This is a genomic window from Ruegeria sp. CE12, assembly GCF_056537525.1.
On record NZ_JBQFRS010000007.1, the window covers coordinates 48,461 to 68,575 of the forward strand.

A 20,115-nucleotide genomic window follows, 5' to 3' on the forward strand; every position below is an offset into this window, starting at 1 on the left:
ATGGTGGGCGCGAGCGTTAGCCCGCTGCTTTTTTAAACGCCAGATCCAATCCCTCAACCACATGATCCACGTCCTCCAAGGACAGACAAAGCGGGGGCACCATGCGCAGACAAGACTGAAAGGGTCCCGATTTTGACAGGATGATCCCCTGATCACGGCAGGCCTCAAAAACTTCTGTAGTCGTTTCCTTGTCGGGTGTTTTGTCGGCGCGGTCACTGACCATTTCGATCGCAAGCATCAGACCTTTGCCGCGCACATCTCCAATGGCCTGATGCTTGTCTTTGAGATCGTGCAACCGTTCCAGCAAGGCAGCTCCCACTTTACGGGCGTTATCCTGCAGCCCCTCATCTCGCATTACTGATAGCACAGCACGAGCTGCAGCAGCCGAGGTTGGGTTGGCACCATATGTGTGGAACATGAATTTTTCCGCCATAGGGGCAGCAATGTGTTTTTTGGCCACTACGGCACCGATGGGAAAGCCGTTGCCCAGACCTTTTGCCATCACCACAATGTCCGGTACAACGTCATCCGCCTCAAAACCCCAGAAGTTCTCTCCGGTGCGACCAAATCCGGACTGAACTTCATCGGCGATGTAAAGTCCTCCTGCTGCGCGCACTCGCTCAGCAGCGCCGGACATATACCCCTTAGGCATTTCGATGATACCACCATAGCCCTGTACGCTTTCAACGAACATTCCGGCAATCTGGCCTGAGGTTGCCGAGGCTATCGTCCGGTCGATTTCATCCAGATAGGGCTGCCTGCCGGGACCGAAGATTCCGCGATACTGGTTGGGTTCCGGGACGAAGGCCACGTTGCCTGGCATTCCCGGATGGCGCCAGCCCGCAATGCCTGTGATGGACTGCGCCGCCGCCGTCGGGCCATGATAGGCGGTTCGCAAAGCCAGCAGATCCAGATTGCCTGTGTAAGTGCGCGCCATGGTCATCGCCAGATCAACCGCCTCGGACCCGGAGTTGGTCAGATGCACCACCCATTCATGGCCTTTCGGCATCGTGGCGGCCAGTTCCTCGGCGAGATGCGCGGGAGTAGGATGGTAGAACATCGTGGTGCAATGGGTCAGATCCTGAGCCTGTTCCATTGCAGCGGAAACAACGCGTGGGTGTGAATGACCTACAGAGATGCAGACGTTCATACCAAGTAGGTCGGTGTATTTGCGACCGTCCGTGTCCCACAGATATTGACCTTGGCCCTTGCGAAATACGATGGGTTCACGAAATGGGGTGAACCGGGTCAATGACGCCGCATAGTACTGATCGCGCCGCGCGGCGGTCGCGTCAAAATCCCATTCTGTGTGCAAAGCATGATCGGTCATTAAAGGCCTCCGGTCTTCAGGCGAGTGTTATTCGGGTCAAAAGGTGGTTCAGGCAGGATGGTCGCGGCACAGTGCTGACCAAGGATCGAAACAGTCAGCCCAGTGCGGGCAGATGGGTTCCGCAGATATCCCAGCGCCAACACCTTGCCGGTTCGGTGGCCATAGGCGCCTGATGTGACGATGCCTACAGGGCTGTCATCCTGCCAAATTGTGTGGGCATAGAACGGATCAACATCTTTTGCCTCAATCTCGAGCAGGACCATTTCCCAAGGGTTTTCGCGGGAAAGGCTCTCTCTTAGATCCGGTCGTACAAAAGGCTTAAGCCCGGCTTCCAGAGGGCTGCGTTCAGTCGTGAGATCGCTACCCCAGCCACGATAACCCTTTTCCAACCGCATGGAATTGGCGGCATAAGCGCCATAAAAACCCCGACCGAACGGAAGTGCAGCCTGTTCCAGCCAGTTAAACAGCTGTACCGCTTTGTTGGCAGGTACATGTAGTTCCCAGCCAGCTTCGCCGATATACGAAACACGCAGGGCGCGAACCGGGATATCTGCAATCGTGGTCTCGAGAACGGTCAACCAGGGCATATCGACCAGATCGGGCAATACCTGCGCCGCGTTCGGACCCATGACACCGATAACAGCGTAGTCCGCTGTGATATTTGAAACCTGAACTTCAAGATCTTTGGCGCAGGCGCAAATGAGATCGAAGTCGATCTCTTCGGCGGCTGCAGCGGAGGTCATGTAGGCATGTTGAGACCCAAGTCTGCTTACAGTAAATTCTGACAACACTCCACCCGCCGGAGTAAGCGCATGGGTCAGGCCAATACGGCCAGGTTTTGGAGCACGATTAGCTCCGAGTCTTTTCAGAAACTCAACAACATCAGGCCCGGTTACTTCGAACTTTGAAAAGACCGAAAGGTCTGCGATGGCGACATGGTTTGAGACGGCCTCAACTTCAGCAGCGACAGGATCAAACCAGTTCGAGCGCCTGAAGGTCTCATCTGCTGTAGTGCCGGGGGTATCCGCGAACCAGTTGGGCCGTTCCCACCCATGGGCGGCACCCATTACCGCGCCACGTTCAATCATCACTTCATGCAAAGGTGACAGCCGCAATCCGCGACCGGCGGGCCGTTCCTCGTTCGGGTAGTGCACGCCAAACTGCAGACCGAAACACTCGATAGCTTTCTCGACGCGGTATTCACGATCAGCCCATGATCCAAAGCGGCGACTGTCCACCGCCAGCGCATCCATCGGCGGGGCGCCATGGGTCATCCAATGGGCGAGGAACCAGCCAGCGCCTCCACCCTCCATGACACCCATGGAAGATCCGGTCAGTAACCATGCATTCTGCAATCCATGGGCAGGACCGATCAACGGATTGGCATCGGGTGTAAAGGTAATCGGGCCGTTGATGACGGATTTTACGCCCCCGTTTTCGAGCGCCGGGATACGTTCCATGGCAGCCAGGATAATGTGTTCTACCCGGTCCAGATCGGGCGGCATAAGATCCGCCCCGAATTCCGGCGGCACACCATCAACCGACCATACCTGTGCCTGTTTCTCGTAAGGACCCAGGATCAGGCCATCGCGTTCCTGCCTGACATACCAGCTTTCTTCCGGATCGCGGATGATCGGGAGTTCGGGCAAGCCTGCAGAGATTCGATCACTGACTGCCTGCACGGTATCTGTCACCAGATACTGATGCAGCACCGGGACCGAGGGGATGTTCAGTCCCATCATGTGCCCAATTTCCCAGCCCCAGGTACCGGCCGCGTTGACGACATGATTGGCGTGAACTGGGCCTTTGGGAGTCTCAACTCTCCAGAGCTCCGCTTCACGACGAATATCTGTCACGGGACAGTTGCGCCAGATCGCAGCCCCACCGCGACGTGCAACCTCGGCCATTGCGTTTGTCGCCAGTGACGGATCGACGTGGCCATCATCGGGTTCGTAGATACCGCCCAGCAATCCATCGAGCCTTGCTAGCGGGAACAACTCGGCGATGCGTTCGGGGGTCAGTATCTCAAGTGGATATCCAGTGAACTCTGACAGCCCCGCCACGTGGCGAAATTCGTCCATACGGTCCGGATTGCGCGTGATCCGCATCGCGCCAGACCTGTGAAATCCGCAATCCCTGCCTGTCTCTGAAGGCAGGATATCACGATAGAGCTTGACCGAGGTGGCGCGCAGTTCCTGAATCGTCGGGTTATGCGCAAAATGTGTACAAAGCCCTGCGGCATGCCAGGTTGATCCGTGGGTCAGGTCGTTTTTTTCGACCAGCAACACATCCGACCAGCCAGCCTTCACCAGATGATACATCAGCGAGACACCCATCGCCCCGCCGCCGATAATCACTACCTGCGCTTTGGTCATGCGCGCATCCTTTCACCTTTGGGGTCAAATGGAGCCCGGATTAGGGGGATTGCCGGATAGTCGCGGCCAGCAACTCGGACGCTGAAACTGCGTGCGCATGTCCCGGCCAGAGATTCACCCGGCGCAGTCTGAACCATTGCAAAGCACAGGTTCAGGCCAGTACGGGGTCCGCGCGCAGCCGAGGTTGTCAGCCCGACATGTCGCCCTGCTTCGTACACAGGTTCGTCATGCAGCATCAATGCATCACCCTCGACCTGCATCAGGACCAGGCGCTGACGAAGGCCATCCTCGCGTTGAGCCTGTAGAGCTGATTTGCCAATAGAGTCTTTGCTCCAATCGATCGTGAAACCCAGCCCGGCCTCCAGTGGGGTTACTTCTGGCCCCAACTCGTGGCCCCAATGCCTGAACCCTTTTTCGAGGCGGCAACCGTCAAGCGTAAAATGCCCCAATGGATGGCCTCCAGCCTCTTTGAGAGCATTAAAAAGAGTTGGTGCCTCGGCGTTTGCAACCGTCAACTCCCAACCCAACTCACCCACAAAGCTCACCCGGGTGGCGCGGCATTCGACATCAGCAAGGTAGGCCTTGCGGGAATGGCCGAAAGGCGTTTCCGGCAAACTCCCCAGTCCTTCCAACAAGTCGCGACTGCCCGCCCCCATGACACCGATGGTGCAGAATTGCTCAGTGACATCAGCAATGTGGGTGCCGTTCGGCAGGTTGCGGCGCAAATAGGCAAGGTCGCGAGCCCGGGTTGCTGCACCTGAGGTAAGATGGAAGGCTTCCGCTCCGATCCGAGTGATCGTTACATCCATCTCTATCCCACCGCGCGCATTCAGCAACTGAGTATAGACTGAGCGCCCGAATTCCACATCCAGCTGCGCCGTACTCAACCGGTTTAATCCCACGAGCGCTTCAGCCCCGGTAATGTCGAGCTTGGTGAACGGACTCAGATCAATCAAAGCTGTTCCTTCAGCCATGACTGCCGCTTCGGCCCGAGCTATGGGCCACCAACCCTGCGCGCCAACCGAATACGGTTGCGGATCGCCGTACCACAAACCACGTTCCCAGCCCGCTGTAGCACCAAACATGGCGCCAGCCTTTGCCCAGTTGTCATGCAGCGCGGTCTTGCGTAGTCCCCGCCCGGCCGTTGGTTGTTTATAAGGCCAATGCAGCGCGAACAGATCAGAAACAGCCTCTTTCATGCGTGCTTCCATATGGGAAGGGGTTGCCGTTTTAGGGTCAACCCGGGCCACATCTACCTCCCACATGTCCATCGACGGATGTCCATCGATGATCCAGTCCGCCAAAGCACGACCGATGCCAGCGGAGCTCATCACACCGACCGAGTTCATTCCGGCAGCAACATAAAGCCCATCTACGGATGTTTCCCCGACCAGCGGGCGCGTGTCGGCAGTAAAACTCTCGGGGCCGTTCATGAAAAGCTGGATGCCGACTCTCTCCAAATCTGGACAAAGCTCTAGCGCGGCTTCGAGGAACGGGGAAAACTGATCCCAGTCGTCAGCGAGTTCAAGAAAGGCCCGGTCGCCTTCGGGCCCGTAGGCATCCCAGCACTTTGCATTGGGTTCGAAACCACCGATTACCAGTTTGCCCGCGTTTCCCTTGATGTATATGCCGCGATCAAGATCCCGGATGACTGGGAACGGGTTGGGTAGATCCGGTATGGGCTCAGTGACCACATACATGTGCTCAACAGCCTGTAGGGGAAGGGCGACGCCTGCGGTTGCTGCGAGTTCACGAGACCACGCACCGGTGGCGAGAACAACATGATCCGCCGCCAGTTGCGATCCGTCGGACAATTCCACACCGCTGATCCTACCTTTTACGACCAGCAATCGCTTGACCTGAACACCTTCGCGTATTTTCAGACCCCGATCCCGGGCCGCGCGGGCATATGCCATACACAGATCGACCGGGTTTACGTTCGCATCTTCCGGGACGTATAGCGCCCCGGCGTGATCCTTGAGGTCGAGCATTGGCAATGGAACGTCCGAGGCGTTGACCACACGGGGCGAAAGACCCTGAGTGATTCCCAGATCTGCAATCCTGTGCAACTCGTCCAGTCGCGCTTCTTCACGGGCCAACCAGTATCCGCCGGTTCGTTTGTAACCTGTAGAAAGGCCTGTCTCTGCCTCCAGTTCGGGAAAGACGTCCAGCGCTGCCATAGCCAGTTTCGTCATATTTGGGGTGGCGCGCAACGGCCCAACGATCCCGGCCGCATGCCAAGAGGTGCCTGATGTCAGCTGGTTCCGCTCCAGCAGAGTGACGTCAGACGCGCAACGTTTGGTCAGGTGATAACCAAGGCTCAACCCGATGGCCCCGCCGCCGATGATCAATATGCGGCTCATGCAATACTCCGTTGACCGCTGCAGCGTCTTGTTCCAGATTTTGCCTTATGAAAATTCACGCTCTCTGGTGTCATCCGCGATCGGTCTCCACGGCCTTCGAACGCATTATGCGTGAACGAGGCGATCTGACCGTGCTGCATGAGCCGTTCATGTACCATCACTATCTGACCACCACGGACAGGTTGTTTCCTGATTTCGCGCCTGAACCGGGGCATCCGACCACATATGCCGACATTCGTGAGATGATCTGCGAAAAGGCGCATGCCAGCCCGGTGTTCTTCAAAGATATGGCATATTATGTCGCTGAAACGTTGCCGAACGATCGAGACTTTGCCGGACAGATGAGCCACGCATTTCTGCTGCGTGATCCGACCGAAGCGGCGTTGTCCTATGCCCGACGCGATCCGGCGTTCACACGGACCGAACTGGGGCATGAGGCGCAGCATCGCATGTATCACGCGCTGGTTTCTTTGGGGCAGGATCCGCTGGTCCTGACGGCCGATCAATTGCGAGACGACCCAGAGAAAACCCTGCGCCGCTACTGGGCGCATATCGGATTGGATTTCGCCAGCCACGCTTTTGCCTGGGATGATCGGGTGCCTGCAGGATGGGAGGCCGTCAAAGGCTGGCATCGCGAAGTTTTGCAAAGCGGCGCGATACGAAAACCAACGCAAACGAATGCCGCAGACCAGCTTGCCGCGCTTGGCGAGCCCTACGTTGGAATCTCGGCCCATCATGAGCCGTTTTATGCAGAGATGCGGGAGATCGCAGAAATGCAGGCCCATCAGTAGTAATCCTGATCAGGTTTTTCCGATTTCCGCTGCGCGATATAGTCTTTCAGCGCGGCATCTATATCCGGGTCAAGACCAGGATCTTCGTAATTCTGGAGCTGTTCCTTCCAGATTGCGTTTGCGCGTTTGGCGGCGTCTTTCGATCCGTCAGCTTGCCATTGCTCGAAAGAACTGTCGTCAGGTGTCCAGGGTCGAAACAGGGCAGTCATGAAATTGGCCTGCGTGTGCTCTGATCCAAGAAAGTGCTGCCCCGGTCCCGTGGCTGCGATTGCTTCCATGGCCTGTGCATTTTCGCTCAGGTCAATCCCGTCAAAGAAACGCGCTACCTTACCGCAAAGATCGTGATCGATGATCGTTTTTTCGAAGGACGTGACCAATCCTCCTTCCAGCCAGCCGGTGGCATGATTGATCAGGTTTGCCCCTGCGAACATCGACATCAACAAACCCCAGGCTGCCTCTTGCTGGCTTTGTGCGTCAGGCACTTTCGATGAACTGAGCGTTCCGACAGTGTGCAATGGCACGCCCAGTCTGCGGGCCAGCTGCCCAGCGGCCAATACCATTAATCCAGCCTCGGGCGTGCCAAATGTGGGCGCACCTGATTTCATTGACATCGTTGATGCGAAGCTACCCATCAGGCAGGGCGCGCCCGGCGCGACAAGCTGAACCAGCGTCATGGCTGCCATGGTTTCAGCAAGTACCTGCGCGAGGGTTCCCGCTACTGTTGTGGGTGACATCGCCCCGGTCAAAACCCAAGGCGTGCAAGCGACGGGCTGTCTCGCTCGCGCATAGGTCTTTAACGCTCCGGACATATGGCTATCCATCACCAGCGGAGCGTTTGTATTTGAAACGCAATACAAAACCGGGTTTTCGGCGACAAAATCTTCGCCGAACAAAATACGCGCCATATCAATTGCATGGCCCGCGCGTTCGGCTCCGATAAACGCTCCCATGAATGCCCGGTCAGAGTATCGGATATGGGCGTACAGCATATCCAAGTGTCGTTTGTTGGCCGGCAGGTCGACCGGCTCACAAACAACTCCGCCAGAATGGTGAAGCCAAGGCAGGCTGTGATGGAGTTTCACCAAATTGGTAAAATCCTCGTAGGAGGCGTAGCGCCGCCCCCGATCCAGATCATGGACGAAAGGCGGCCCCCAGGATGGACACAAGACAGTTGCGTCTCCGCCAAGTTGCACATTGTTCGCTGGATTCCGCGCATGCTGAACAAATTCGGACGGAGCAGTGGTTGTGATCTTGTTGCGGCAGAACCCCGGGGCGAAACGCACCCTTGTCCCTGAAACATCGCACCCCGCGTCGGCAAAAATCTTCAGAATCTCTGGATCGTCCTGAAACTCCATCCCGGTTTCTGCCAGAATGCGATCGGCATTGGCTTCAATCTGCTCCAATCCCGCTTCGCTCAGAACACTGAACGTCGAGAGTTTTCGCATGACAAACGGTGTACGAGGCTCGGCTGCGGGGGCTCGTTTCACATCTCGGCGCTTATGTCTTCGCTGACGTTCCATGTGCGCAACGTCGCAGCCGGATTGACAGTTTCCAATCATATTCGCACAGTATTAGGTATTCTTATACTAATGATGATTTCATGCCCGACCGTCGAACTCTATCACCTGGCCTGATCCGCTCTCTCGAAGTCTTTATTGCCGTGGCTGAAACTGGGCAGATGCGTTCTGGCGCACGGTTGTTGGGCCTGTCCCAACCCGCAGCTTCGCAACATATAGCCGCTTTGGAAAAGGCCTTTGCCACCCAGCTGATTGATCGCAGTGTCCGGCCAGCACGATTGACCCACGCCGGAATGCGGCTGCACAATCGAGCCCAGAAAATTTTGCATGCCCTTTCCGATATGGAATCTGAACTACGCCACATTGGGGAAGGCTCTATCAATCTGCTGCGCGTGGGTATTCAAGCTTCGATCGCCACTACTTTGACGCCGTCGCTGGTTACGCTGGCCCAACAGGAGTTTGGGGTCGAGGACATCACCTTGCACGCAGGACAGAGTGGCAATCACGAACATCTTCTTCGCACAAAACAGGCCGATCTTGCGATCACCTCGAACCCGTTCCTCGATATGGACGGGCTGGAGCGGCATCACATACTGAAAGAAGACTACTTACTGGTTCTACCCGCTGACTATGACGGCCCAACAAGCAGCCTTGAGGCGATCCAAAGAAAGCTACCTTTGGTTCGGTTTGGAGATACGACAAACGCGGGCCGCCAGATTGCCCAACATCTTCGCAGGCTGCGGTTTGAACCGGATAGAGTGATTCAGGCCGATCGCTCGAGCATGGTGACCTCCTGCGTGGCTGCAGGGCAAGGTTTCAGCCTTTTGACGCCGACCCTGTTGATTGACGGGATGGTCGAGAACATGCAGCTTCGCCTGCTTGAGTTGCCGGTGGTTGGTCTTTCACGCACGCTGACTGTTGTCGCCCGAAAGGGGGAACTGCAGAACTTACCGAAAGCAATCGCCGCGTTGTCCAAACAAAAGCTGACACATCATATTGCAGAATATGTCGGGAAGATCGGATCCCAGAGTGTAGATCGTTCTTAACTGGTGCATCGGTCTCACCATGGAGTATCGGATATTGATCTAAACTATGCACGCAAAGAAGGGCGAGGCGCATTGTCAGCACCCCGCCCCCTTTGTTGTCTGATGATATAATACTAGCAGAACTCCAATTGATCCGCTGCGTGTTTCTTCAGGATATCAGGTGGTGCAAAGCGGTCGCCGTATTTAGAGGACAGTTCTTCACACCGGGCCACGAACCGGTCCAGCCCGTAGGTGTTGACGAATTGGATGTATCCCCCGGTATGAACAGGGGCGCCGATGCCCAGGATCGAACCAACATTGCCGTCCGCGACTGAACGCAGCACGCCTTCTTCCAGACAGCGCAGGGTTTCCAGGATAGCCCGGAACATGATGCGGTCCTGAATGTCCTGATCGGGCAGGTCTGACCCCTCTTTGCGCCACGCTGCTAAGCCTGACCAGATCTCCTTGCCATCGGCAGAATAATCATAGAACCCCTTGCCAGCTGCTCGGCCGGGTCTGTCATGCTCAGCAACCAGTTCACGGACCAATTTGCGGGCCTCAGGTGTCACCTCTTCTGTCGGATCCTGAAGGCCCATCTGTACTTGCGTGTTGTAAATGTCATCTACAAGCTTCAGCTGTACCTCATCCAGCAAAGAGAGCATTCCGGTTGGCATACCCGTCAGACGCGACAGGTTGTCGACGCGCAACGGATCCTGTCCCTCCGCCACCAGTTGTGCGGCCTCAAGCATCTTTGTACCAATGGTACGCGAGGTGTAGAACCCGGTCTTGTCGCCTACGATAATCGGCGTCTTTTTGATTTGGCGTGCAAAGTCAAAGGCCCGCGCCAGGGTTTCGTCCGACGTCATGTCGCCTGCGATGATCTCAAGCAACGGCATCTTATCGACGGGCGAGAAAAAGTGCAGTCCAACGAAGTTTTCCGGCTTACCCGACTCTTCTGCCAAACGCGTGATAGGTAACGTCGAGGTGTTTGATCCCCAGAAACCGCCTTCGGCCAGCAGTTCCTCGTGTTCGGCCAATACTGCATTCTTGATGTCGATCTTTTCGAAAACCGCTTCGATGATCAGATCGCATCCTTTGACTTCTTTGGCCTTGTCGGTCGGCGTGATCAGCGCCAGCACCGCATCCCGCTTCTCCGGCGTCATGCGTCCTTTATCGACACGCTTGTTCAACAGCATTTCGGTGTAGGCTTTGCCACGTTCCGCAGCCTCAAGCGTCATATCCTTAAGTACAACTGGAATACCTGCCATCGCCGCCGAATAGGTGATGCCCTGACCCATCATACCAGCACCCAGAATGCCGAGGCGTTCCACTTTTGAGCGTGGGACATCCTTGGGGCGTGACGCTCCGCCATTAACCTTGTTCATGCCAAAGAACAGTGTTTCGATCATGTTCTTGGTCGGAGCCAGCGGTGTTAGCGAAGCAAAGCGGCGGCTTTCGTAGCGCTGAGCTGTATCGAAATCGACACGACCCGCGGCCTCGGTCATTATGTCCAGAATGCGCGTTGGCGCGGGCATCAATCCTTTGGTTTTTTTGAACAACATAGCCGCAGCGCCTGCGATGCGCGGTGCATTCTTGGGTGATGCCGACGGGCCGCCGGGGATTTTGTAGCCCTTTGTGTCCCAGGGCTGTGTCACTGCTGCTTCGTCTCCCTGAACCGACAGGATGTACTCCTTTGCGCGGTCCAGCAGCTGATCCGGGGTGACGACCTCATGGATCAGTCCCGCAGCCAACGCCTTTTGTGGATTCACCTGACGACCTTCCAGTAGGTAAGGCATCGCGGCTTCAAGGCCCAACAGCCAAGTCAGACGAACCGTGCCACCACCACCGGGCAGCAGGCCCAGCGTGACCTCAGGCAGACCGATCTTGGTTTTAGGGTTCTTCGCAGCGATGCGATAATTGCAAGCCAGGCAGATTTCATAGCCACCGCCAAGCGCCGCACCATTGATTGCAGCGACGACAGGGACCGGCAATTTCTCCAGCCGGCGCATGACAGCTTTGGTGCCTTCCACGTTCTCAAACAGGGCTTCGACCCCATCCGGAGTGATGGATTTCAGCATGTTTAGATCGCCACCGGCAAAGAACGTTTCCTTAGCCGACGTCCAGATGACACCTTTCAGATCGTCCTCGGCTTCGATCTTATCCACGGCTTCGCGGAATTGCGGCAGAAAGGCGTCGTTCATCGCATTTACGGGACCGTCCATGTCCATGGTGACAGTCACGATGTCATTGGCGTCTTTTTTATATGCAAATGCCATTGATTTGATCCTTCCTTACACGCGTTCGATCAGGGTCGAGATACCCATGCCACCACCAATGCACAGCGACAGCATTGCGCGTTTGGCGTCACGTCGCTCCAGCTCATCCAACATGGTTGAGACCAGCATCGCGCCAGTTGCTCCCAGAGGGTGGCCCATGGCGATTGCGCCACCGTTCACATTGGTGATCTCGTGATCGATACCCAGATCTTTCATGTAACGCATGGCGACCGAAGCGAAGGCTTCGTTAATCTCCCAGAGGTCAATATCGTTTACGTTCAGTCCGGCCTTATCCAGACATTTTTTCGCAGCCGGACCCGGACCCGCCAGCATGATGACCGGGTCTGTAGACACCATTGTGGCCTGCACGATGCGACCGCGCGGCTCCAACCCCAGATCCTTGCCTGCCTGTTCCGACCCGATCAGAACCGAAGCGGATCCGTCCACAATGCCCGAAGAGTTGCCGGGTGTATGAACGTAATTGATGCGCGCTACTTCGGGGTATTTCGACAGGGCCATGTCGTCATAGCCATAGCTGCCCATGGCCGCGAAGGACGGGTTCAGGGCGCCCAGCTTCTGCATGTCGGTGCCGGGTTTGATGAAATCGTCCCGCTCCAAGATGGTCAGGCCACTTTCGTCGCAAACCGGAACCACGGACTTGTCGAACCAACCACTGTCACGTGCGTGGGCAGCGCGGCGCTGGCTTTCTACTGCAAAAGCGTCAACGTCCTCTCGGCTGTAGCCGTCGATGGTAGCGATCAGATCGGCACCGATGCCCTGCGGCACGGCACGCTGATCCATGATCATGTCGGGGTCCAGATACATCGCACCGCCGGATGACCCCATGGGTACGCGGCTCATGGATTCCACGCCGCCTGCGACCATCAGATCCTCTTGCCCGGCGATAATCTTAGCGGCTGCCGTGTTCACTGCCTCAAGCCCGGACCCGCAGAAGCGGTCCAACTGTACGCCCGACACAGATTCGTCCCAATGTGCAGCTTGCACTGCGCCTTTGGCGATATCGCTGCCCTGATCGCCCACGGGTGAGACACACCCCAGCACCACATCACCAACGCGACTGGTATCCAGATCGTGACGGCTCTGCAATTCGCGCAACAGACCCGCGGCAAGTTGAACGGGTTTGACTTCATGCAGTGTTCCGCTGGCCTTGCCACGCGAACGCGGCGTGCGGATGGCATCGTAGATATAGGCGGCGTTCGCCATCAGGGACCTCCAAACTCTATTCAGCGCGCAGCGTGACAGCCAGATAGACAGGCAACAATGATCTGGTGATACAGAAAAATAGACATTATCTTACATGAATGGCGGTTCTCATTCCGGCGGTTTTTGCTGTTAATCTACTTCAGGGTGTGACGCGGCGCGGGGGCGATCCCGCGGCTATTCTAAGTCATGCCGGAATAGATAGTGCGGCGCGTCCAATATCTCATCCAGACTTTGTCAAACTGGTCCGTACAGTCACGCTGACACTCGATGATGAACTAGGGGGGTTGCAGGAACGGCCGCAGCGCATTGGAAGCACAGCCATACTCGCAGCTCACGCAAGTCACGCCGAGACCCTGGGTGATGCTTATCGTCGAACAGTCCAATTCATGGACATTATAGACAATTCGTTCCGCTACACGTTTCGCGAAGAGGGTGAGAGCGCCATATTCGAGATGGTGCGCATACCCGGGCGAGTGGTGCTCAACGAGCTGGCGGTTGAAATGATCATGGTACTGGTCAACCGAATGCTCAGTTGGCTGGCGGGCAACAAAGGCGCCGTCAACCGGGCCTGGTTCGACTATCCCAGCCCGCCCCATGCGCCGATCTATCGGGCGATGTTCATGCAGGCGCCGGTACGGTTCGAGCAATCCAGCAGCGGTCTGGCAATCCCGCGAAACCTGATGAAATTGCCGCTTGTACGCACGGAAGAACAGGCCATGGCATATGCCCGGCGTACGCCTCTGGACGCTTTTTTACCGGTGGACGGCACCACGGGCCTGGCGCTTGAGGCCGCACTGACCATTGATGCAACTCTGACCCGTGAAGGCAGACTTGCGGATATGGACGAGGTCGGTCGCAACCTGAACATGCCCAGTCACAGGTTGCGTCGGCGTCTTAAGCTTGAAGGCGTGGATTATTCGGACCTGCGTAAGCAGGTCCGGCGCGATCTGGCTGTACGTTTGCTGACAACAACGGATCTGTCCATCGAAGTTATTGCGGCGCGCGCCGGGTTTAGTGAGGCCAGCTCTTTTATTCGTGCCTTCAGGGGATGGACTGGTCTGACACCGCGCGCTTATCGCGTCTCAGACCTTTAAACTTGCTGCTATTGGCCCGCTAGGCCCATCTGTCGCACCGCCAGATCACGCATGATCTCTTCCGAACCGCCGCCTATTGCCATTATTTTGATCTCACGCCAGACACGTTCGACCGGGTTGCCCAGCATGTAGGCCGCACCGCCAAAAACCTGCATCGCCTCAGAGGCGACAAATTCCAGCGACTTTGTCGCCTGTACCTTGGCCTTGGCAAGTTCGGCAACGGGCATCAAGCCTTGCTCAATCGCCCAACAGATGCGCTCGATATATGCCTCGTTCATATCGATCCGGGCAGACATTTCCGCAAATTTGTGGCCGATTACCTGGTGCTCAATCAGCCGTTTTCCAAAGGTCTCGCGTTCGCGCGCCCACGCAAGCGCGCTGTCGTAACACAGTTTCATCATGCCCAGTGAAGCAGATGTCAGCCCCAATCGTTCAAAATTGAAATTGTTCATGATCGCGATAAAGCCTTTATTTTCAGGCCCCAATAGCGCGTCCGCATCAAGTTCGCAATCGACGAAATGCAATGTCGCCTGCTGCGAACTATGCCAACCCATTTTGCCACCCAGCGGGGTGCGGCTGAAACCCGGCGCATCGAAGGGAACAAGGAACAAGGAAATCCCGGCTAGTCCAGGACCCCCGGTGCGGGCACCAATCACAAACCATTCGGCATCCATCCCACCGGTGATATAGGTTTTTTCGCCGTTCAGGATCCATTTCCCACCTTTAAGCTCGGCCCGTGTCTTAATGTTGGCCACATCTGATCCTGCACCTGGCTCTGTTATGCCTAGAGCAGACATCATTCGTCCGCCGATAATCTCCGGCAGGACCGTTTTCTTGAACTCTTCAGATGCGAACTGTGCAATCGGGCTGATCGAGATCGTACGACCACCTACCGCCGCGCCGATACCTGACGCGCCACATCCAAACAGAATTTCGCTGTAGTCATGACGCATGAACGCATTGTCGAAACCCAAGCCGCCATATTCTTCATCGATTCCAAAACCAAAGACGCCAAACTCCGCGATTGCAGCATGCAACTCCCAAGGAACTCCGCGATCCGCTTCCCATTGTTCTATGTGAGGCTTGATTTCTGCATCAACAAAACGCCCGAAATCGCGCCGAAACGCTTCTCGTTCGGGCGTCATGAAGGGGGATGGCATTGTCATTCTACTTCCTCAATCTTGGCGTTGTCCGGGGAAGCAACGCGAAGCTGGCTTTCCATCATTCGTGCAAAGCGGCCCATCATCTTTGTCAGGTATTCCGGCGATGAAACGAATTTTTCGTGCAACAAAAGACCGCGTAAGAAATTCCGGGAGATGCTCCACAACAATTCGGTGTCATCTCGGTCACCTGAAACGCTGGCATACTGGCTGGCGATGAGGTTCAGATTGGATTTATCCCAGTCCTTCAGGCTCTGTTCGAGCAACTCAAACAGATCCGCATCAGTTCGGCATGCAACCAGAATCTCGACGATCGCACGACCGCCCGAAGAGTTTACGATGTTGCTCCAGGACGACATGATCAGATCATAGACAGGCGGGGGCGGGCTGCCCTGCTTCCAGATCGGGCTCTGCGCATTGTCCAAAAGCCGCATTGCAGTCGCGGCAACAAGTGCTTGCTTGGTCGGGAAGTGATGCGTGATGGCCCCGCGCGAGATGTCCGCTTTGGCTTGAACTTTGGCGAAAGTTGTCTCGGCATAGCCTAGTTGATCCAGGCAAGCGACCGTAGCGTTGCAGATTCTAGCCTGCATATCCCGAGATCGTTGATCCTGAGCCTTGGGCTTTTTGGATGTTGTTTCCGTCATGTTCCGTGGCGTCGTGTTGGCAGATCACTGTTGACCGATGTAATCGGCAAATCATAAAAACAGAACAGTCGGTCTGTAAAGTACGGAGTCACCGACAGGCGGGAGAGACGTTACGTGAAGCATTCTCTGCGGATCGGAGGGGCAAGCGGGTTTTGGGGTGATGCGCCCCACGCCACACGGCAGTTGTTGCGCGATCCGGATCTGGACTTTCTGGTCTATGACTACCTGGCAGAAATCACCATGTCGATCATGGCGCGTGCTCGCCTGAAGGATTCAGAAAAGGGATATGCTGTGGACTTTGTTTCCGAGGTCATGGCCCAAAACCTGAGCCGGATCGACGAACTGGGCGTAAAAGTTCTTTCGAACGCGGGTGGTGTCAACCCGATGGCCTGCGCCGACGCCTTGCGCGCTGAAATTGCTGAGCTTGGGCTGAACCTGAAGGTAGCGGTTGTCGAAGGTGATGATTTGCTGCCGCGTGCGGCGGAGTTTGCGGATCGTACCGAGATGTTTTCCGGGACTCCGATGCCTGCAGCCGAAAAGATCGCGTCCATCAACGCCTATATCGGTGCCGACCCGATAGTGGCCGCGTTGAAAGCTGGGGCAGATATCGTCGTTACAGGGCGATGTGTTGACAGTGCCCTGACGCTGGCGGCCTGTATGCATCACTATGGGTGGGGGCAGGGTGATCATGATCTGCTGGCAGCAGGATCATTGGCGGGACACCTGCTGGAATGCGGCCCTCAGGCCACAGGTGGAAATTTCACCGACTGGAAACTGGCCGGCGATATCGCGCAGATCGGATATCCGGTTGCCGAGATCAGCGCAGATGGTTCGATGGTCCTGACCAAGCCCGAGGGCACCACCGGATGCGTGACACCGGCATCTGTTTGCGAACAGATGCTGTATGAGATCGGTGATCCGCGCGCGTATATACTGCCGGATGTGGTTTGCGATTTCTCAGAAGTCAGGATGGAACAGGCGGGGCCTGACGGGGTGGCGGTGACAGGTGCCAGAGGGCGCGCACCAACTGGGCAACTCAAAGTGTCGGCGACTTGGGTTGATGGCTATCGTGTTGGGATGACTTTCCTGATCAACGGGCGCGAGGCCCGCCAAAAGGCCGAAGTTTTCGCTCAGGCCGGGCTTGATCGTGCCCGGGCCATACTGACTCGCTTGGGCGCCCCTGACTACCGGGAAGTGTCATTCGAAGCATATGGCGGGCGGCCCGGCGACAGTGACTACGAAGAGATTTCATTCAAGGCGGCCGTAAAACACGATGATGCTCGCGCAGCGGGCCTGTTTTTGCGCGAAATGACTGGAGCAGCTCTGGCTGCTCCGCCGGGTCTACACATCTTTACTGGCGGAGGACGCCCCAAACCTTCGCCGGTCGTTGCCTTGTTTTCATTTTTGCTTCCGGCGGGCACGCTTTCCTACCGTGTGACCCTGGAAGGGAAAAACGTCCCCTATCAACAATCTGAAATCACCCCGAATGAACCAAAACCTATCAAAGGAGAAGTTCCTGAACCCGCAGAAACGGATGTGATGGATTGGGTGACTCGTCCGTTGGAGGAGTTGGCCTGGGCGCGTTCGGGAGACAAAGGTGACAAGGCCAATATCGGTGTCATCGCAAGGAACGCGGCCTACATGCCCCACATCTGGTCTGCGCTGACAGAGGAAAAAGTGTCAGCCGTTTTCTCTGATTATCTGTCCGGCGAAGTCGAACGATTTTATCTGCCGGGCACACATTCCATGAACATTCTGCTGCACGAAGTTTTGGGTGGAGGCGGCATCGCGTCGCTGCGCAACGATGCACAAGGAAAAAGCTTCGCCCAGCTTCTGCTGGCCACACCGGTCAGAATTCCGGCGCGGCTGATCGCCAATTCCGAGCAAGGAGGTATCTGATGGGCTTTGTAAGCCAGGTCGTCCGCGACTCTGAAACCTATGCAAAGAACCGAGCCGACATGCTGGCTCTGGTCGATGAGATGCGCGCGCTTGAGGCGCGGCCCGTGGCCTTGTCCGAGCAACGCCGCGAACGGATGGAAGCGCGTGGTCAGATCACCCCACGCGATCGCCTTGCACATCTGTTGGATCCGGGGATGCCATTTTTGCAGTTGCACGGATTGGCGGGGTATTGCGTCGACAGCAACGATCCAGAGAAATCAGTGCCGGGCGCATCGCTCATTATCGGGATCGGTTTCATTTCCGGTGTCCGATGCATGATTATAGTCGACGACGCCGGGATCAAAGCTGGCGCGATGGTCGAGATGTCAGGTGTGGCATTCCTGAGCGCGCAAGACATGGCGCATAAACAGAACCTGCCATTTGTGCATCTGGTCGAAAGCGCCGGCGCGAACCTGATGGAGTACAAGGTCGAGTTCTGGGCCAACGGCGGAAAACTGTTCCGCAATCTGGCCCGTCATTCTGCTGCTGGCCTTCCCAATGTTGCTGTGTTGCACGGACCTTCAACCGCGGGCGGGGCTTATATGCCGGGGCTCGCCGATTATGTGGTGGGCGTAAAGCAGAACGGTATGGCTGCGTTGGCCGGTGCGGCGTTGGTGTATGCGGCTACCGGCGAGAAGGCTAATGATCGCGATCTGGGCGGATCCGAGATGCACGCGACCACCTCAGGGCTTGTAGAGTATCTGGCTGAAGATGACGCGCACGGTGTCGAATTGGCGCGAGACGTGATGGCGCGGTTGGATTGGAACAAGTCTCTGCCTCTGAGGCGCATTAAAACGGTAGAGCCGCCCAAATACGACCCGGACGAGATCGCCGGTGTCGTCCCAACCGATTATCGCATTCCCTACGAAGTTCGCGAAGTCGTGGCACGTATCGTGGACGGTTCGGATTTTGAAGACTTTAAACCGGGCTACGGTCCGGCAACCGTCTGTTTGCAGGCTGCAATCAACGGTATCGCCGTAGGCATCCTCGGTAACAATGGCCCGCTGGACCCAGCCGGTGCGAACAAGGCCGCGCAGTTCATCCAGCTTTGTGGCCAGGCAGACATTCCGTTGATTTTCCTGAACAATATAACTGGCTTCATGGTTGGCACCCAATACGAGCAGGGTGGCATGATCAAACACGGGGCCAAGATGATCCAGGCCGTGACCTCGGTAGATGTACCCAAAATCACACTGTACATCGGCGCCAGTTTTGGGGCGGGCAACTACGGGATGTGCGGATACGCTTATGACCCGGATTTCTTGTTTGCATGGCCAAACGCTTCTACCGGAGTGATGGGGGGTGAGCAGGCTGCCGGTACGATGGAGATGGTCGCTCGGGCAGGGTTCAAACGAAAAGGGATCGAGCCTGACGAAAACAAACTGGCGGCGCAGAAGGCAGCAATCACGGCACATTTCACCAAGCAGGAGAACGCGTTTTACACTTCGGGCCGTTGTATCGACCACGGTGTCATCGACCCACGCGATACGCGGCGCGTACTGGGATTCTGTCTTGAAACCTGCCTTGAGGCGCGCGCGCGAAAGGTCAAACCCAGCAGCTACGGCGTCCACAGGTTCTGATCATGCTGCCACAATCTCAACATCTTGAGCTGGAACAGGATGGTAGTTGGCTGACCGTCTGGTTCAACGAGCCAGAACGACGGAACCCTCTGACAAATGCGCGGGTGGATGCCCTGCTCGACTTGTGCGCGGCGCTGCCAAACGCACCGATACAAGGTGTAACATTTCGCGGGCGCGGCGGCATTTTTTGTGCCGGCGGCGATTTGAAGTCCTTCAATTCCAGCTTTGACGGCTCGGCATCGCAAGATGACATAGTCCGCCTGAGCCTGCGGGCTGCCGATCTATTCGACGCGGTGGCCGCTCTGCCACAGTTCAGTGTCATGGCTGTTGAAGGCGCTGCAATGGCTGGTGGACTCGGATTGATCTGCACCGGGGATATGATTGTCGCAAGCGAACACTCACGGTTTGGCCTGTCCGAAACACGCATCGGACTGACCCCTGCGCAGATCGCACCATTTGTGGTGACCCGGCTGGGCATGCCCGCTGCGCGGCGACTAATGCTGACAGGTGCTACGGTTAATGTGCAAGAGGCTAAACGCCTGGGATTGGTGGATCGGGTTGTCGCCCCTGAGGAGATGGACAACGCGATTGAAGAAATTCAGGCAATGACCCGATCGACAGCGCCGCAAGCCATGGCCGCGATAAAACGGCAATTGATTGAGATGCCGTTTCAAACCCGGGAACAGCAGAGACAGATGGCAGCAAAGAGTTTCGCCGAGCGATTGCTGTCGGACGAGGCGAAAGAAGGCATTTCGGCCTTTTTGGACAAACGCAAACCCAATTGGGCAGGGGGTTGAG

General features: G+C 56.6%; 14 protein-coding genes. 6 read left to right on the forward strand and 8 right to left on the reverse strand.

The features are described from left to right. Positions 1 to 16: 16 nt before the first annotated feature. Genes ACR0IO_RS16165 through ACR0IO_RS16175 form a run of 3 tightly spaced genes read right to left on the reverse strand, consistent with a single transcriptional unit; the run spans position 17 to position 6,068 of the window. Complete coding sequence (locus ACR0IO_RS16165; protein WP_480742616.1) at positions 17 to 1,330, reverse strand: aspartate aminotransferase family protein; 1,314 nt, start codon at positions 1,328 to 1,330, stop codon at positions 17 to 19. After that, positions 1,330 to 3,705 carry a GcvT family protein gene (locus tag ACR0IO_RS16170; protein WP_480742617.1) on the reverse strand — a complete coding sequence of 792 codons (2,376 nt, stop codon included), beginning with the start codon at positions 3,703 to 3,705 and terminating at the stop codon, positions 1,330 to 1,332. Before ACR0IO_RS16170 ends, ACR0IO_RS16165 begins: the two co-directional genes overlap by 1 nt. Beyond that, positions 3,702 to 6,068 (reverse strand): GcvT family protein, encoded by a 2,367-nt coding sequence (locus tag ACR0IO_RS16175; RefSeq protein WP_480742618.1) that lies wholly within the window; start codon positions 6,066 to 6,068, stop codon positions 3,702 to 3,704. The genes ACR0IO_RS16170 and ACR0IO_RS16175 overlap by 4 nt, the downstream gene beginning before the upstream one ends. Before the next feature lie 47 nt (positions 6,069 to 6,115). Between ACR0IO_RS16175 and ACR0IO_RS16180 the strand changes: the two genes are divergently transcribed. Beyond that, complete coding sequence (locus tag ACR0IO_RS16180; protein WP_480742619.1) at positions 6,116 to 6,859, forward strand: sulfotransferase-like domain-containing protein; 744 nt, start codon at positions 6,116 to 6,118, stop codon at positions 6,857 to 6,859. Here ACR0IO_RS16180 and ACR0IO_RS16185 read toward each other — a convergent pair. Continuing rightward, a complete protein-coding gene (locus tag ACR0IO_RS16185; protein WP_480742620.1) occupies positions 6,853 to 8,379 on the reverse strand; it encodes a trimethylamine methyltransferase family protein in 1,527 nt (508 codons plus the stop codon). The genes ACR0IO_RS16180 and ACR0IO_RS16185 overlap by 7 nt on opposite strands. Positions 8,380 to 8,459: 80 nt before the next feature. Here ACR0IO_RS16185 and ACR0IO_RS16190 point away from each other — a divergent pair, with 80 nt between their 5' ends. After that, positions 8,460 to 9,422: a LysR family transcriptional regulator gene (locus tag ACR0IO_RS16190; RefSeq protein WP_155147669.1), complete on the forward strand. Its 963-nt coding sequence runs from the start codon at positions 8,460 to 8,462 to the stop codon at positions 9,420 to 9,422. 113 nt (positions 9,423 to 9,535) lie between these two features. Here the strand turns inward: ACR0IO_RS16190 and ACR0IO_RS16195 are convergent, their stop codons facing one another. Both ACR0IO_RS16195 and ACR0IO_RS16200 read right to left on the reverse strand, forming a co-directional pair. Then, a complete protein-coding gene (locus ACR0IO_RS16195; RefSeq protein WP_480742621.1) occupies positions 9,536 to 11,677 on the reverse strand; it encodes a 3-hydroxyacyl-CoA dehydrogenase NAD-binding domain-containing protein in 2,142 nt (713 codons plus the stop codon). Between the two features lie 15 nt (positions 11,678 to 11,692). Next, on the reverse strand, positions 11,693 to 12,901 hold the full coding sequence (locus ACR0IO_RS16200) for an acetyl-CoA C-acetyltransferase (protein WP_480742622.1): 1,209 nt from the start codon (positions 12,899 to 12,901) through the stop codon (positions 11,693 to 11,695). 98 nt (positions 12,902 to 12,999) lie between these two features. On the opposite strand from ACR0IO_RS16200, the gene ACR0IO_RS16205 reads away from it, so the two are divergent. Further along, entirely contained in the window at positions 13,000 to 13,995 is a 996-nt protein-coding gene (locus tag ACR0IO_RS16205) for an AraC family transcriptional regulator (RefSeq protein ID WP_480742623.1), read from the forward strand. A gap of 8 nt (positions 13,996 to 14,003) precedes the next feature. Here ACR0IO_RS16205 and ACR0IO_RS16210 read toward each other — a convergent pair whose 3' ends face one another. Further along, a complete protein-coding gene (locus ACR0IO_RS16210) occupies positions 14,004 to 15,161 on the reverse strand; it encodes an acyl-CoA dehydrogenase family protein (RefSeq protein WP_480742624.1) in 1,158 nt (385 codons plus the stop codon). After that, entirely contained in the window at positions 15,158 to 15,799 is a 642-nt protein-coding gene (locus ACR0IO_RS16215) for a TetR/AcrR family transcriptional regulator (RefSeq protein ID WP_480742625.1), read from the reverse strand. The genes ACR0IO_RS16210 and ACR0IO_RS16215 overlap by 4 nt, the downstream gene beginning before the upstream one ends. 114 nt (positions 15,800 to 15,913) lie before the next feature. Between ACR0IO_RS16215 and ACR0IO_RS16220 the strand changes: the two genes are divergently transcribed. From ACR0IO_RS16220 to ACR0IO_RS16230, 3 genes are read left to right on the forward strand one after another with little or no spacing between them, the layout of a single operon-like run. Next, positions 15,914 to 17,698, forward strand: coding sequence for an acyclic terpene utilization AtuA family protein (locus ACR0IO_RS16220; protein WP_480742626.1), 1,785 nt, complete (start codon positions 15,914 to 15,916; stop codon positions 17,696 to 17,698). Then, positions 17,698 to 19,317, forward strand: coding sequence for an acyl-CoA carboxylase subunit beta (locus ACR0IO_RS16225; RefSeq protein WP_480742627.1), 1,620 nt, complete (start codon positions 17,698 to 17,700; stop codon positions 19,315 to 19,317). The genes ACR0IO_RS16220 and ACR0IO_RS16225 overlap by 1 nt, the downstream gene beginning before the upstream one ends. Positions 19,318 to 19,319: 2 nt before the next feature. After that, positions 19,320 to 20,114: an enoyl-CoA hydratase/isomerase family protein gene (locus ACR0IO_RS16230; protein ID WP_480742628.1), complete on the forward strand. Its 795-nt coding sequence runs from the start codon at positions 19,320 to 19,322 to the stop codon at positions 20,112 to 20,114. The last annotated feature ends 1 nt before the right edge of the window (position 20,115 follow it).